The 13,617-nt window shown below is 67.7% G+C and carries 15 protein-coding genes; 6 read left to right on the top strand and 9 right to left on the bottom strand.

Annotated features, from left to right (window positions below; all coding sequences use genetic code 11):
- The first annotated feature begins 2 nt into the window (after positions 1–2).
- Positions 3–1,019, top strand: a complete 1,017-nt coding sequence (locus OSC30_RS01155; protein ID WP_267169989.1) for a C13 family peptidase — start codon at positions 3–5, stop codon at positions 1,017–1,019.
- A 92-nt stretch (positions 1,020–1,111) separates the two neighbouring features.
- On the opposite strand, the gene hisIE is transcribed toward OSC30_RS01155, so the two are convergent.
- From hisIE to OSC30_RS01200, 9 genes are all read right to left on the bottom strand, one after another.
- A complete protein-coding gene (gene hisIE, locus OSC30_RS01160; RefSeq protein ID WP_267169990.1) occupies positions 1,112–1,723 on the bottom strand; it encodes a bifunctional phosphoribosyl-AMP cyclohydrolase/phosphoribosyl-ATP diphosphatase HisIE in 612 nt (203 codons plus the stop codon).
- A complete protein-coding gene (hisF, locus tag OSC30_RS01165) occupies positions 1,720–2,520 on the bottom strand; it encodes an imidazole glycerol phosphate synthase subunit HisF (protein WP_267169991.1) in 801 nt (266 codons plus the stop codon). Before hisF ends, hisIE begins: the two co-directional genes overlap by 4 nt.
- Positions 2,514–3,242 (bottom strand): 1-(5-phosphoribosyl)-5-[(5-phosphoribosylamino)methylideneamino]imidazole-4-carboxamide isomerase, encoded by a 729-nt coding sequence (gene hisA / locus OSC30_RS01170; protein ID WP_267169992.1) that lies wholly within the window; start codon positions 3,240–3,242, stop codon positions 2,514–2,516. The genes hisF and hisA overlap by 7 nt, the downstream gene beginning before the upstream one ends.
- Positions 3,239–3,883: an imidazole glycerol phosphate synthase subunit HisH gene (gene hisH, locus OSC30_RS01175; RefSeq protein ID WP_267169993.1), complete on the bottom strand. Its 645-nt coding sequence runs from the start codon at positions 3,881–3,883 to the stop codon at positions 3,239–3,241. Before hisH ends, hisA begins: the two co-directional genes overlap by 4 nt.
- Before the next feature lie 2 nt (positions 3,884–3,885).
- Complete coding sequence (gene hisB, locus OSC30_RS01180) at positions 3,886–4,950, bottom strand: bifunctional histidinol-phosphatase/imidazoleglycerol-phosphate dehydratase HisB (protein WP_267169994.1); 1,065 nt, start codon at positions 4,948–4,950, stop codon at positions 3,886–3,888.
- Between the two features lie 103 nt (positions 4,951–5,053).
- Entirely contained in the window at positions 5,054–6,112 is a 1,059-nt protein-coding gene (hisC, locus tag OSC30_RS01185; protein WP_267169995.1) for a histidinol-phosphate transaminase, read from the bottom strand.
- Positions 6,109–7,431 (bottom strand): histidinol dehydrogenase, encoded by a 1,323-nt coding sequence (gene hisD / locus OSC30_RS01190; RefSeq protein WP_267169996.1) that lies wholly within the window; start codon positions 7,429–7,431, stop codon positions 6,109–6,111. Before hisD ends, hisC begins: the two co-directional genes overlap by 4 nt.
- Positions 7,428–8,324 (bottom strand): ATP phosphoribosyltransferase, encoded by an 897-nt coding sequence (gene hisG, locus OSC30_RS01195; protein ID WP_267169997.1) that lies wholly within the window; start codon positions 8,322–8,324, stop codon positions 7,428–7,430. The genes hisD and hisG overlap by 4 nt, the downstream gene beginning before the upstream one ends.
- Positions 8,321–8,653, bottom strand: coding sequence for a YerC/YecD family TrpR-related protein (locus OSC30_RS01200; protein ID WP_267169998.1), 333 nt, complete (start codon positions 8,651–8,653; stop codon positions 8,321–8,323). The genes hisG and OSC30_RS01200 overlap by 4 nt, the downstream gene beginning before the upstream one ends.
- 594 nt (positions 8,654–9,247) lie before the next feature.
- On the opposite strand from OSC30_RS01200, the gene OSC30_RS01205 reads away from it, so the two are divergent.
- From OSC30_RS01205 to virB11, 5 genes are read left to right on the top strand one after another with little or no spacing between them, the layout of a single operon-like run.
- On the top strand, positions 9,248–9,748 hold the full coding sequence (locus OSC30_RS01205; RefSeq protein ID WP_267169999.1) for a TcpQ domain-containing protein: 501 nt from the start codon (positions 9,248–9,250) through the stop codon (positions 9,746–9,748).
- Entirely contained in the window at positions 9,748–10,608 is an 861-nt protein-coding gene (locus tag OSC30_RS01210) for a VirB8 family type IV secretion system protein (RefSeq protein WP_267170000.1), read from the top strand. Before OSC30_RS01205 ends, OSC30_RS01210 begins: the two co-directional genes overlap by 1 nt.
- A 26-nt stretch (positions 10,609–10,634) precedes the next feature.
- Positions 10,635–11,372 (top strand): TrbG/VirB9 family P-type conjugative transfer protein, encoded by a 738-nt coding sequence (locus OSC30_RS01215; protein WP_267170137.1) that lies wholly within the window; start codon positions 10,635–10,637, stop codon positions 11,370–11,372.
- Entirely contained in the window at positions 11,369–12,559 is a 1,191-nt protein-coding gene (locus OSC30_RS01220; protein ID WP_267170001.1) for a TrbI/VirB10 family protein, read from the top strand. Before OSC30_RS01215 ends, OSC30_RS01220 begins: the two co-directional genes overlap by 4 nt.
- Before the next feature lie 8 nt (positions 12,560–12,567).
- Positions 12,568–13,617: a P-type DNA transfer ATPase VirB11 gene (gene virB11 / locus OSC30_RS01225; protein ID WP_267170002.1), complete on the top strand. Its 1,050-nt coding sequence runs from the start codon at positions 12,568–12,570 to the stop codon at positions 13,615–13,617.

Here is a 13,617-nt window from a genome sequence, read left to right on the forward strand (position 1 = left end):
CGATGCGCGCCAGCCTGATCGCTCTGCTCGCGTTCGCCGCCGGTATCCTTGCGATGCAGGTGTTGCAGAGCTGGCCACCGCGCGAGCCTGCGGCCCAGGCGCTGCGTGCCCCGCCTGTCGTCCCGTCTACCGTCCTTCCACCGATGGACGACGCCGAAGCCCCGGCGCTACCCGTGGACGATTGGCCGGACCAGGCGCCCACGCCCGAGCAGGTGCTCTACGCCCAGCCGCGGTTGGTCGATGACGCCCTCCACGAGCTAAGCCCTCGCATTCCCGGCAAGACGAACCTGTACCTGCTCGCCTTCGCCGCCGACGGCAGCGAGGACGTGTTCCGCAACGAGGCCGAGTATGCGGCGCGCCTGTTCACCGGACGCTTCGGCCCGACCGCCCACGCGCTGGTGCTGGAAAACCATGCCGGCACGCTCGCCCGCCGGCCGCTGGCGACCTGGACCAACCTGGAAGATGCACTCGACGGGCTCGCCCGCGCCATGGATCCGCAACAGGACATCCTGCTGCTTTATCTCACCACCCACGGTAGCGAGGACCACACCCTGCTGGTGGACATGGACCCGCTGCCGCTGGATCAGATCGGCGCGCAGGAACTGGGCGCCATCCTCGCGGCACGCCCGTTCAAATGGAAAGTCGTGGTGGTCAACGCCTGCTACTCCGGCGGCTTCATCCCGCCGCTGCAGGGCGACGGCACGCTGGTGCTCACTGCCGCGCGCAGCGACCGCAGCTCGTTCGGTTGCGGCAACGATTCGGCCGCCACCTATTTCGGTCGCGCGTGGCTGATCGATGCGCTGAACCGCACACCGGATGTCATCGCCGCCTTCGCCCAGGCCAGGGACGAAATCGCGCGGTGGGAACAGCGAGACCAGCTCACGCCCTCCGAACCGCAGATGGCCGTCGGCAAAGGCATCGCGGAGAAACTGGCGCGCTGGCGCCAGGGCCTCGAGCCCGGCCCGGCAGTGCCATTTCGTCCCGCCACGCAGGATCGGGCGCCGTTGGCCCATCCCTGAGCGGCGCCGAGCGCGCCCGTGCAAGACCGCATGCCGTGGCCGCTACGGTCGCGTACCGGTCTGGGCAGAAATGGCTTCTCTGGCGGCCCCGGTCAGCCTTTGGACCGTTGCGCATGCCGATCGGCAAGCAACGTGGCGACATCGGCAAGCCCGAGCCCACGCGCACGCAGCGCCACCGTCAGGTGGAACAGCAGGTCGGCGGCTTCGCCAAGCAGTTCCGCATCCCCCTGCGCCACCGCGGCGAGCGCCGTCTCGACGCCTTCCTCGCCGACCTTCTGTGCGATGCGGCGAATGCCGCCCTCGAATAGTCCAGTGGTATAGCTGCCGGCGGGTCGCTCGGCGGCGCGACGGGCAACCAGTGCATCGAGTTCGGCAAGAAAACCCAGTGGCGGCCGCGCCTCGCCAAAGCAACTGGCGGTCCCGCGATGGCAGGTGGGCCCGGCCGGCTCGGCCAATACCAGCAACGCATCCGCATCGCAGTCGACGTGCAGGCCCTTTAGCCGTAGCACGTGCCCGGAATGCTCGCCCTTGGTCCACAAGCGGGCCTTGCTGCGGCTATGGAAGGTCACCAGACCGCTGGCGCGCGTGACCGCCAGCGCCTCGGCGTCCATGTAGCCGAGCATCAGCACTGCACCGGTCAACCAGTGCTGCACGATCGCCGGCACCAGACCACCGCCCTTGCCGAAGTCGAGATCTTCAGTCATGAACCCACCTGCATGCGTTGCCGCGTTGGAACACGCACCGCCATGCCCTGCCCGGCGAGCCAGTGCTTCAACGCGTTGATGTCGACCGCGCCGGTATGGAACACGCTCGCCGCCAGCGCTCCGTCCACGTCGGCCCGGACGAATACGTCGCGGAAATGCTCTGGCGTACCGGCGCCGCCGGAGGCGATCAGCGGCACCGCGCAGACCGCTCGCACCTGCGCCAGTTGCGCCACGTCGTAGCCGGCGCGCACGCCATCGCTGCCCATGCAATTGAGTACGATCTCGCCCGCACCCAGGCGCTGGGCTTCGACCACCCAGTCCAGGGTGCGCCACGGCAGCGCCTGTGCGCGCGAGGGATCGCCGGTGTACTGACGCACGCGCCACTGGCCGTCGCCATCGCGCAGCGAATCGACGCCGACCACCACGCATTGCACGCCGAACGCATCGGCCAGTTCGGTAATCAGCGCCGGCCGTTCCAGCGCCGGCGAGTTGATCGATACCTTGTCGGCCCCGGCATGCAGCACCGCGCGCGCCTCATCGACGCTGCGGATGCCACCGGCCACGCAAAACGGAATATCTATCTCTCGCGCCACCCGTTCGACCCATGCGCGGTCGACCGCGCGCCGCTCGGGGCTGGCGGTGATGTCGTAGAACACCAGTTCGTCCGCGCCGGCGTCGCGATAGCGCAGCGCCAGCTCGACGATACCACCCACCACCGCGTGATCGCGGAAGCGCACGCCCTTGACCACCTGCCCATCGCGTACGTCCAGGCAGGGGATGATGCGGCGGCTCAACATGCCAGCGCCTCGCCCAACGTGAAGCGGCCTTCGAGCAACGCTCGGCCGAGGATCACGCCACGCGCGCCAGCGCCCCGCACGGCGCGGATGTCCGCCATCGAACGCACGCCGCCGGACGCCTGCACGGACAACGCCGGTGCGAGCTCCGCCAAGTGTCGATACAGCGCCAGGTTGAAACCGGCGAGCATGCCGTCGCGGTCGATATCGGTACACAGCAGGTGGCGCGCACCATGCGCCGCGTACCAGGGCGCCAGTTCGTCGAGCGTGCGCGCCTCGGCCCTTGTCCAGCCCGCGCTCGGCAGCATCCAGCGGTCGTCCGTCCAGCGGGTGTCCAGCGCGATGGTGAAGCGCTCGCCGCCATGACGGTCCAGCCAGTTCGCGACCCGTTGCGGATCGCGGATCGCCACGCTGCCCACGACCACGCGCTCGACGCCCACATCGAACAAGCGGTGCACGTCGGCGATGCCGCGCACGCCGCCGCCCGCCTGCACGCGCAAGCCGGTGCGCGCGAGCGCTTCGATGACCGGCAGGTTGGCCAGGCCACCCGATTGCGCGCCATCCAGGTCGACCACGTGCAGCCACCGCGCACCGGCCGCGGCATAACTTTCGGCCAGCGCGACCGGATCGTCGGAGTACGTGGTCTGGCGCGCGTAGTCGCCCTGGGCCAGGCGTACGACCTGGCCTGCGCGCAGGTCGATGGCGGGGATGATGTCGTGTTTCATAGCGCAAGGAAGTTGTGCAGCAGGCGGGCGCCCACCGCAGCGGAGCGTTCCGGATGAAATTGCATGCCCTGGAAGTTGCCGCGGGCGATCACCGCCGAGAACGCCGATCCGTGTTCGGCCACCGCAAGCGTGGCATCGCCCACCGGCACCGCGTAGCTGTGCACGAAGTAGGCCTGGGCGTCGTCGTCCAGCCCTTCGAGCAAGGGATGGGCAGCGCAGGCGCGCAGCCGGTTCCATCCCATGTGCGGCACCCGCAGGCCCGGCGCGGGTTGCAGCCGGCGCACGCAGGCGGGAATCACGCCCAGGCAATCCACCCCGCCTTCTTCGGAATGCGCGCACAGCAGTTGCATGCCCAGGCAGACCCCAAGCACCGGCTGGGTGAGTCCACGCAGCAGCTCGACCAGGCCCGATGCCCGCAGGCGGGCCATGGCCGGGGCGGCTGCGCCGACGCCCGGCAGGATGACCTTGCCCGCGCTGCGGATCGTCTCCGGGTCGGAGGTCAACGGTGCCTGGACGCCCAGGCGCTGCAACGCATAGCGCATGGAGCCGATGTTGGTACCGCCAGCATCCACGAGCACGACCGAAGGCGAGGGTTGCCGATCATCCGCCGACCGCGTCGTGGCGAAAGTTGCAAGCGGCATGGTCATAGCGTCCCCTTGGTGCTGGGCAGCGCGGTACCTTCGCGGCGCAGCGCCTGGCGCAGCGCGCGGGCAACGGCCTTGAAGCACGCTTCGACCATGTGGTGCGCATTCTCGCCGCGCACCGACAAATGCAGGTTGGCACCCAGCGTTTCGCACAGCGAGCGGAAGAAGTGCCCGACCAGCTCGGTCGGCAACTCGCCCACCCGCTCGCGCGGGAAGCGGCCTTCGAACACGAAGTACGGCCGGCCCGAGATATCCAGCGCCGCGCTGGCAAGAGCCTCGTCCATCGGCAGGGTAAAGCCATAGCGGCCGATGCCACGCTTGTCGCCCAGCGCCTGGCGCAATGCCTGGCCCAGTGCGAGGCCGCAGTCCTCCACGGTGTGGTGTTCGTCCACCTCCGTGTCGCCCGTGCAGGCAAGCGTGAGCGCGAAGCCGCCGTGCTTGCCCAACTGCTCCAGCATGTGGTCGAAAAAGCCCAGCCCGGTGCGGATCTGCGGATCGGCGCAACGATCCAGATCGACATCCACCTCGATGGCGGTCTCGCGCGTACACCGGGTCACGGCCCCGACGCGCGGAGCATCCAGTAACTGGTGCGCGACCCCTTCCCAGCTCCCGCCCTGCGGGCCGACCCGAAAGCCGCGCACGCCAAGGTTGGCCGCCAGTTGCATGTCGCTCGCGCGGTCGCCGATCACCGCTGACGCGGCCCGGCTCCATCCGTCGTCGGACAAGTAATGCCGCAGCAGGCCGGTACCGGGCTTACGCGTATCCATGCCTTCATGCTCGAAACTGCGATCCACCAGGACCTCGCGAAATGCGATGCCTTGCGAGGCAAGGATGCGCAGCAACAATTCCTGCGGCCCGCGAAACGCCTCCTCGGGAAAGCTCCCGGTCCCCAGCCCGTCCTGGTTGGTCACCATCACCAGCTCGTAGCCAGCCGCCACGCAGCGTTGCAACGCGGCGATCACACCCGGCATCAGGTCGAGTTTGGCAAAGCTGTCGATCTGCTCGTCCGGCGGCTCGACGATCAGGCAGCCATCGCGATCGACAAAGAGGATCTTGTGCCTCATGCCGCAGCTCTCCCGTTGCCGGAATGCCGCTTGTGCGCGACCGCCATGCGCTGGCCGGCAAAAAGCGGCGCGCAGCGTGTGCCCTCACCATCGCGGGCAAGGCTCATGTTTTTTCGCCAAACACGGCGAGTACACGATCGTTCTCCTGCACAGTCCCGAGCGTAATGCGCAAGGCATCGCCCAGGCCCGGATAGCGGCGCACATCGCGCACCACGATGCCTGACTCGATCAGCCGCCGATATGCATCTGCCGCATCGTCGAAACGTACCGCCAGAAAATTCGCCTGCGACGGAAGCACTGCGCGTACGCCCGGCATCGCGCGCAGCGCCATGGCCATCCGCGTTCGCTCTGCGCGCACCAACTCGATGTGATCCCGCACAGCCGCCTGTCCCGCCGGCGACAGCGCTTCCAGCGCGGCAGCCACGCACGGTCGCGGCAACGGATACGGCGGCAAGATTCGCTGCAGCAACGCCACCACCTCCGGATGCGCGAGCAGGCAACCGATGCGGGCACCAGCCAATGCATAAGCCTTGGACAGCGTGCGCAACACGGCCAGGTGTTCGTAACGATCGAGCAACGCCGTGGCGCTGGCGCCGCCGGCAAACTCCACGTACGCCTCGTCCACGACCAGCAGGGCGCTTCCGTCCAGCCGCTGCGCCAGACGTTCGATCGCTTCCATCGGCACGCCGGCACCGCTCGGATTGTTCGGCGCGCAGACGAACACCAGCTTCACCGCCGGCGTCAGCGCCGCCAGCACCGCATCGACGTCGAGCGAGAAATCCGGCGCCAGCGGTACCTCGATCACCGCCGCGTGTTGCACGCGGGCGCACAACGCATACATGCCGAAGGTCGGCGGCTGCACCAGGATTGCGTCCTCGCCGGCACGGCAGAAAGCACGCACCAGCAGGTCGATCGCCTCGTCGCTGCCGCGGCCGACCAGCACCTGCCCGCTTCGCACGCCGTACAACTTGGCGAGCCGCTCGACCAGTGCGGCAGGTTGCGGTTCGGGGTAGCGATGGCAACCCAGCCCGGCATCGCCGAAGGGCGCCCAGGCCGATTCATTGGCGTTGAGCAGCACCTCTCCGCCCGTCGCTTCCATGCGCGCGGAGGAATACGGCACCAGCGCGCGGATCTCCGCGCGCGCAAGCTCCAGCACGCTCATGCGACCGGCACCTCCGCGCGTTCGTCCAGCGCGGCCAGCCGCAAGGTGACCGCGCGACGATGCGCCTCCAACTGTTCGGCCGCGGCCAGGATTGCCGTGCACGGACCGATCTCGCGCAGGCCATCGCAGGTCAGTTCCTGCACGCTGATCTGCTTCAGGAAGCTGGCCACCGACACGCCGCTGTAGCTGCGCGCGTAACCATAGGTGGGCAACACATGGTTGCTGCCGCTGGCATAGTCGCCCACCGACTCGGGCGTCCAGGCCCCCAGGAACACCGAACCGGCGTTCTCTACGCGATCCAGCCACGCGCGCGGCGCGGCCAGCTGCAGAATCAGGTGTTCCGGCGCATAGCAGTTGCTAACCTCGAGCGCCTGCTCCAGCGAATCGACCAGGATAAGCCGGCTGTGCGCCAGCGCCTCGCGCGCGATCGCCGCCCGCGGCAGGGTTTCGCATTGGCGCCGGACCTCGGCCGCGACGGCATCGAGCACGCCAGCCGACGGACTGACCAGCAAGACCTGCGAATCGGGCCCGTGTTCGGCCTGCGAAAGCAGGTCCGCGGCCACGAACGCGGGCTCGGCCTGTGCATCGGCGACGACCAGCACCTCCGACGGCCCCGCCGGCATGTCGATGGCCGCCCCGTCCGGGCCATTGGACACCTGCAGCTTGGCCTCGGTGACCCAGGCGTTGCCCGGCCCGAACACCTTGTCGCAGCGAGGCACGCTGGCGGTGCCATAAGCCATCGCTGCAATCGCCTGCGCGCCGCCGAGCTTGAACACCCGGTGCACGCCGAGCACGCGGGCGACGTACAACACCGCCGGATCGCAGCGGCCATCCGGCCGTGCGGGCGAGCACATCACGATCTGGCGGCAGCCCGCGATGCTCGCCGGCGCGGCCAGCATCAGCGCCGTCGACGGCAAGGGAGCGCTTCCGGCCGGCACGTAAAGGCCTACCCGCGCGATCGGCCGCAGCACGCGCTCGACCCGTACGCCCGGCGCAGTATCGATCGATACGGGGGCGGGCGCGGTGGCCCGATGGAATGCCTCGATGCGCCCGGCTGCGTCGCGGATCGCCGCCTTCAGCGACGGGTCGAGGGCCGCCTCGGCGGCGTCGAATTCAGCCACCGCGACTTCGAGCCGATCGAGCGTGCAACCATCATAGGCACGGGTGAAGTCGACAAGCGCATCGTCGCCACGCGCACGCACCTGCGCGATGATCTGCCCCACGCCTTCGCACAATGCCTCGCCACGCGCCAGCGCCGGCCGCGCAAGCGCCTGGAGGCGCCCCTGCTCATCCAGCTCGTTCCACACCAGCCGTTTCATGCCAGCATCCTCTCCACCGGCAATACGAACATCTCGCGCGCGCCGGCCTTCTTGATCTCCTCCAACTGGCGCCAGCTAACCTCGCCAGCGCACAGCGCCTGCAGCATCACCTGGTCCGGCTGCCCGGACAGCGGCAGCAGTGTCGGTTGCGGCCCACCGGGCAAGAGGCGGGTGATCGCGTCCAGCGAGCCGCGCGACGCCTGCAACAGCAACAGGCGCGACTCGCGCACCTGGATTACCCCGTCGATGCGCTTGAGCAGCAGCTCGACCAGGTCGCCGCGCTCGTCGGCCGGCAACACCTGCGGGCCGACCAGCAGCGCCTCGCTTTCCAGCACCACCTCCGCTTCGCGCAACTGGTTGGCCATCAGCGTGCCGCCGCTCTGCACCAGATCGCAGATGGCATCGGCCGTACCCAGCCGCGGCGCAATCTCCACGGAACCGGCCAGCGTCAGCACGCCGGCATCGATGCCGTGCTTGCGCAACCAGCGCCCGAGCAGGCCCGGATAGGACGTGGCGATGCGCCGGCCGGCCAGGTCGGCGGCGCCGGCGTAAGCCAGTTCCTGTGGCACCGCCAGCGACAGCCGGCAGCGGCCGAAGCCCAGCGGCCGCCATTCCGCCAGCGCGACGGCATCGGCCTGTCCGGCGGTCAGTTCGTACTCGTTGAGCACGTTGCGCCCGACGATGCCCAGGTCGCAGACGCCCTGCGCGATCAACCCGGGAATGTCGTCATCGCGCACCAGCAGCAGGTCTACCGGCTCGCCCTCGCCGAAGCAGAACAACTTGTCGCGGCTCTGCCGGAACGTGAGACCGCAACGGGTCAACAGATCCCGTGCCGGCTCGGTCAGCCGGCCCGACTTCTGCATCGCGATGCGCAACCGATCGCGCGGCCTCATGCCCGTGCCTTGGCGGTCTTGCGCTTGCGTGCCGCGCGCGCCGCCGCCGCGAGATAGCCGCCGTTGCCCTGGTTGAGGTACCGCGCCACCCGCCCGATGGTGGTGATGCTCACCCCCGTGCGCTCGTGGATCTCCCGGTAGGACAACTCCTCCAGCAGGTACGGCACCACCCGCCAGCGATCCACCATCGCCTCCAGCTCCGCCGGCGTGCACAGGTCATGCAGGAACGCCTGCATCTCGTCCACCTCGCGCAACGCCAGCAGCGCCTCGCATAGGCTTCGCTCCACCGACTCGTTCGGGGTCTCGGGGTCGATCGCTCGTCGCTTCATAATGTACTAACGCGTTAATACAACAGGCGGCAAATGTAGACGATGATGGGGCGCGACGCAAGTTCTAGGAGGTCCAGTCGAAGTCTCCGATTCTGACGATCTTTCGCCGCGGCTGAGTCGCGCTGAAAGCCATCCGCCCATCCGGTGGTAAGGCTTTTCCGACGACACGAATGTCCTGCGGATTACGTTACAAACTGAAGCGTCAGGCTTGTCGTGGACATCGGCGGCGGCTGTAATGATCCCGCGTTCAATTGATGTGAACGCTTGCTGCCAACGGGCCGCTCCCCTCGCACCGGAGCGATCTGCTTGAAGATGGATTGGACAGGGGAGTCTGAATGGAAGCGCTATCTCGTGCCGTGCGGAAGCTGAGGCTTTCCGCCGCCCTCGCGACGAAATTGGCAAGCATGGACGATCGTTTCGCTTGCGCATGTGCCCGCCGATGCGACCGCCTGCCATCGCTGCTGCCGATCGCCTGCTCCAGCTTTTCCTGATGCGCCCGGCCTGGGCCTAGGCGCGGTTCTGCCGCGTCCGTGCCGGCGCGCGCCGACGTCATTCGCCACGCGGCTGACAGCCGCCTTCACTTGCGAGTACCACGTGAACAAGGTTTCTCCGAACCGAATCCTGGGAACCCTGCTGCCGGCCCTCCTGCTGGCAGGCTGCGGAACACCTGCCGCCAAGGACTTCGGCGGTCACTGGAAACCGGTCAACCGTTTCCAGTCGTCCACCACCGAGATTCCGTTGAACCGCCCCTACACCTACTACGCCTCGCCGATGGACGAGACGCTGCGAACCATGCTGATCCGATGGACCAGCGATACCGGCATGACGCTGGTCTATCGCATGCCATCCGACTACACCCTGTTCGCGCCGGTCACCAAGGTCCGCACCGGCGACATCCGCCAGGCAGCCAGCAAACTCAGCGCGATCTACGCGGCCCAGGGCGTGTCCATTACCGTCGCGGACGGACGCCTGCAGGTCGATCGCGCCAGGACGCTGGGTTCCCGGACCAAGCCACGCGATCCGGTTGCACCGTCGCAGGCAGCAACTGAGCGCACGACGACCGCCTCTCCCGAAACCAGCGGCGGAGCCCGCTGATGCGCGCCCGCAAGACCGGTCCCGGCAGGGTCGGGGAAGCCGTCTCCAGGGCGGTCAACTACGAACTCACAATCGCCGACATCGCCCGCCGCAGCGAGCGCCGGGCGTGGTGGGTGGCTTTTTCTGGCCTGGGCATGTCGCTGATCCTCGCCGGCGGCTACTTCTACATGTTGCCGCTCAAGCAAAAAGTGCCCTACCTGGTGATGGCCGATGCCTACACCGGTACCAGCACCGTGGCGCGGTTGACCGGGGACTTCAGCCATCGCCGGATCAGCACCAGCGAGGCGATCAACCGCAGCAACGTCGCCCATTTCGTGATGGCCCGTGAGTCCTACGACCTGGCCCTGCTCAACCTGGGCGACTGGACTACGGTGCAGACCATGGCCTCGCCGGGCGTCAAAGCGGCCTATACCCGGCTCTATTCGTCGATGAACCCGGACAGTCCCTACAAGACCTACGGGAAGGACAAGGCCATCCGCGTCAAGCTACTCAGCATCGTGCTCATCGGCGCCGGCAAGGGCCGCACGCCCACCGGCGCCACCGTTCGTTTCCAGCGCAGCCTCTACGACAAGCAGAGCGGCGCCAGGCAACCGCTGGACAGCAAGATCGCCACGATGGAATTCACCTACAAGGCGAATCTGGAAATGGACGACCGCAACCGGATCGAGAACCCGCTCGGGTTCTGGGTCACCAGCTACCGCGTCGACAACGATTACGCCACGCCTGCGCCCGCCGAGATCCCCGCCGTTTCCGCGGCGCCGGCGACACCACAGGCCTTTGCCGCCTCGCAGTCTTCGCCCGCCTCCGGCCCTCTCCTGGCGCCGACGCCGGCTACCGCCGCCAACGGAGTGATCCAATGATCCGGCATCCCCTTGCCGTGGCGGCCATGCTGCTCTGCGTAACCGGTATCGCCGTTCCGATGCACGTCCAAGCACAAGTCGTACAGCAGTACGAATACCAGCCGGACCATATCTATCCGGTACGCACCGGCCTCGGCATCACCACCCAGATCGAGCTCAGCCCGAACGAGCAGATCCTCGACTACAGCACCGGGTTCAGCAGCGGCTGGGAACTCACCCGCCGCGACAATGTGTTCTACCTGAAACCGAAAAACGTGGACGTCGACACCAACATGATGGTGCGCACCGCCACCCATTCCTACATCTTCGAGCTGAAAGTGGTGGCGACCGACTGGAAGGTGCTGGACCAGGCCAGGCGCGAAGGCGTGCAGTACAAGATCACCTTCGCCTACCCGGCCGACACCAGCTTCTCCAAGGAGAAGAAAAAGGCCGCCGCGGCACCGCCGCTCGACACCCACCTCGTCCCCGGGCGCAGCTACAACTTCGATTACGACTACGCCACGCGCAGCAAACGCGCGCCATGGCTGGTGCCCGCGCACGTCTATGACGATGGACGCTTCACCTATATCCGGATGAGCGACCTCAAACGCTTCCCCACCGGCAACTTTCCGGCGGTCTTCATGCGCGAGACGGCGCACGGCGAGGACTCCCTCGTCAACACCACCGTCGAAGGCAACACCATCGTCGTCCACGGAACTTATCCCTACCTCGTCATCCGCCACGGCGACAACGTCGTCGGCCTGCGAAGGAACGCCGCCGAGTGAGCACGCAGATCCCCTATGAGGCCGCCGAGGGCGCAAACGCCGGTCATGGCGAAGCGCTGGCGGACAATCCCTATTCCACGCACTACCAGCAGCCGGCCCCGCCGGACCTGGATGCGGGCGCGCCGCGACTGAGGTCGAACGAACTGCGGCGGATGAACCGGCGGGCGCTGCTGATGCTCGGTTCGGCCGTGGCGCTGCTGTTGTTCGTCTCGTACTGGATGATCAGCAGCGCCACCTCGCGCCACGAACCGCGCAAGATCAGGGACGAGAAGGTCACCGTGGCCGATGCACCATCGGCCCTGGCCCTCCCGCCCGCGCGCAAGCCCGAAACCCGACCGATTCCGCTGGCCCGTCAGGCGGCGCTGCCGCCCCTGACGCTTCCGCCCCAACCGCGGTCTACCGATTCGCTCATACAGGCGCCGCCGGCCTATGCGGCGCACGAACCCTCGCTGGTCGAGCGGCGGATCGCCGGCACATCAGACCCCGTGGCCAACCTGTCGTCCACGCCGCCGGGCGCGCCACCCCAGGCGGCCGCAAGCCCCCTGCTGTCCAGCCGCGTGACCGCGACCAAGGCCAAGCCGCTGGAGCACGCCGACGCGCTGATGCAGCGCGGCACCTACATCCGTTGCGTGCTGGAAACCCGGATCGTCACCAACGTGCCCGGCTATACCTCCTGCCTCGTCACCGAACCGGTGTACTCGTTCAACGGGCGCAAGCTGCTGCTGCCCAAGGGCTCCAAGGTACTCGGCGCCTATTCAAGCGGCCCCAAGGGCCGCCGCGTCGCGGTCGTGTGGGACCGCATCATCACGCCGACCGGCGTGGACGTAGACATGAGCAGCAAGCCTAGCCCCGGCATCGACAACCTGGGCGGCGCCGGCCTGCCGGGCCACTACGACGCGCACTGGGGAAGCCGCATCAGCGCCGCGCTGCTCATCAGCATGCTCAGCGACGCCTTCAAGTACGAGGCGGCCAAGCATGGTCCCACCACGTCCTCGATTGCCACCGGCGGCGTAGTCGTGCAGGAGCCGTTCGAGAGCAACACCGCGCGCACCGTCCAGAACCTTGCGGACATGGCCGTACGCGAAGCCGCCAACCGGCCGCCCACGGTGACCATCAACCAGGGCACCGTGATCTACGTCTACGTCGCCCGCGACGTCGACTTCAGCGACGTCGTCGCGCGCTTCTGAACAGGCTCATGGAAGACACCCTCGCCCTCGTTTCCAACGAATTCCTCGACTACCAGTACGAGGTGCTGGGCGTGCGCGAGTTCATGGCCTCGCCCGAGGTCACCGAGATCTGTATCAACCGGCCCGGCGAGCTTTACCTGGAAAGCCGTGGCGGCTGGCGGCGGGTGGACGTGCCCTCGTTGACCTTCGAGCGGGCGCGCCAGTTCTGCACCGCCGTAATCAACGAAAGCAACACCGGTCAGCGCATCACCGACGTCGACCCGGTGGTGTCGCTGACCTTTCCCACCGGCCAGCGCGCCCAGTTCGTCATCCCGCCCGCCTGCGAGGCGGGCAAGGTGTCGATCACCATCCGCCTGCCCTCGAAGCAGGCCCGCACGCTGGACCAGTACCAGGCGGACGGCTTCTTCGACCAGATCCTGGAGGATGCGCGCGAGCTCGGCGAGGAAGACCGCGAGCTGCTGGACCTGCGTGCCCAGCGCCGCTACGCCGAATTCTTCAAGGCCGCCGTGCGCAGCAAGAAGAACATCGTGGTGTCCGGCGCGACCGGCAGCGGCAAGACCACCTTCATGAAATCGCTGGTCCACCACATCCCCGCTGCCGAGCGCCTGGTGAGCATCGAGGATGCCCGCGAGCTTTTCATCAGCCAGCCCAACGTGGTCCACCTGCTCTATTCCAAGGGCGGACAGAGCACCAGCAACGTGACCGCGAAAAGCTGCATGGAAACCTGCCTGCGCATGAAGCCCGACCGCATCATCCTGGCCGAGCTGCGCGGCGACGAGGCGTTCTATTTCATCCGCAACTGCGCGTCGGGCCACCCCGGCTCGATCACCAGCTGCCACGCAGGCAGCACCGAGCAGACCTGGGACCAGCTGGCCCTGATGGTCAAGGCCTCCACCGAGGGCGCCGGCCTGGAGTTCGCAACCATCAAGCGGCTACTCCGGCTGACGATCGACATCGTTGTGCACATCAAGGCGCATGCCGGGCAGCGACACATCACCGGCATCGACTTCGACCCTGCGCGCGGCTTCCTGCAAGACGCACCGCCACCAGCGTGCTGA

Origin of the sequence: Frateuria hangzhouensis (genome assembly GCF_026410505.1) — a bacterium.
GTDB lineage: Bacteria > Pseudomonadota > Gammaproteobacteria > Xanthomonadales > Rhodanobacteraceae > Frateuria_A > Frateuria_A hangzhouensis.

Excerpts from the sequence above, each read along its gene's own strand:
- hisC (WP_267169995.1), bottom strand. The coding sequence starts at position 6,112 with ATGAGCGTGCTGGAGCTTGCGCGCGCGGAGATCCGCGCGCTGGTGCCG.
- OSC30_RS01215 (WP_267170137.1), top strand. The coding sequence starts at position 10,635 with ATGCTGCTCTGCGTAACCGGTATCGCCGTTCCGATGCACGTCCAAGCA.
- virB11 (WP_267170002.1), top strand. The coding sequence starts at position 12,568 with ATGGAAGACACCCTCGCCCTCGTTTCCAACGAATTCCTCGACTACCAG.
- OSC30_RS01155 (WP_267169989.1), top strand. The coding sequence starts at position 3 with ATGCGCGCCAGCCTGATCGCTCTGCTCGCGTTCGCCGCCGGTATCCTT.
- hisG (WP_267169997.1), bottom strand. The coding sequence starts at position 8,324 with ATGAGGCCGCGCGATCGGTTGCGCATCGCGATGCAGAAGTCGGGCCGG.
- hisB (WP_267169994.1), bottom strand. The coding sequence starts at position 4,950 with ATGAGGCACAAGATCCTCTTTGTCGATCGCGATGGCTGCCTGATCGTC.
- hisD (WP_267169996.1), bottom strand. The coding sequence starts at position 7,431 with ATGAAACGGCTGGTGTGGAACGAGCTGGATGAGCAGGGGCGCCTCCAG.
- hisF (WP_267169991.1), bottom strand. The coding sequence starts at position 2,520 with ATGTTGAGCCGCCGCATCATCCCCTGCCTGGACGTACGCGATGGGCAG.
- hisIE (WP_267169990.1), bottom strand. The coding sequence starts at position 1,723 with ATGACTGAAGATCTCGACTTCGGCAAGGGCGGTGGTCTGGTGCCGGCG.
- hisA (WP_267169992.1), bottom strand. The coding sequence starts at position 3,242 with ATGAAACACGACATCATCCCCGCCATCGACCTGCGCGCAGGCCAGGTC.
- OSC30_RS01200 (WP_267169998.1), bottom strand. The coding sequence starts at position 8,653 with ATGAAGCGACGAGCGATCGACCCCGAGACCCCGAACGAGTCGGTGGAG.
- OSC30_RS01210 (WP_267170000.1), top strand. The coding sequence starts at position 9,748 with ATGCGCGCCCGCAAGACCGGTCCCGGCAGGGTCGGGGAAGCCGTCTCC.
- hisH (WP_267169993.1), bottom strand. The coding sequence starts at position 3,883 with ATGCCGCTTGCAACTTTCGCCACGACGCGGTCGGCGGATGATCGGCAA.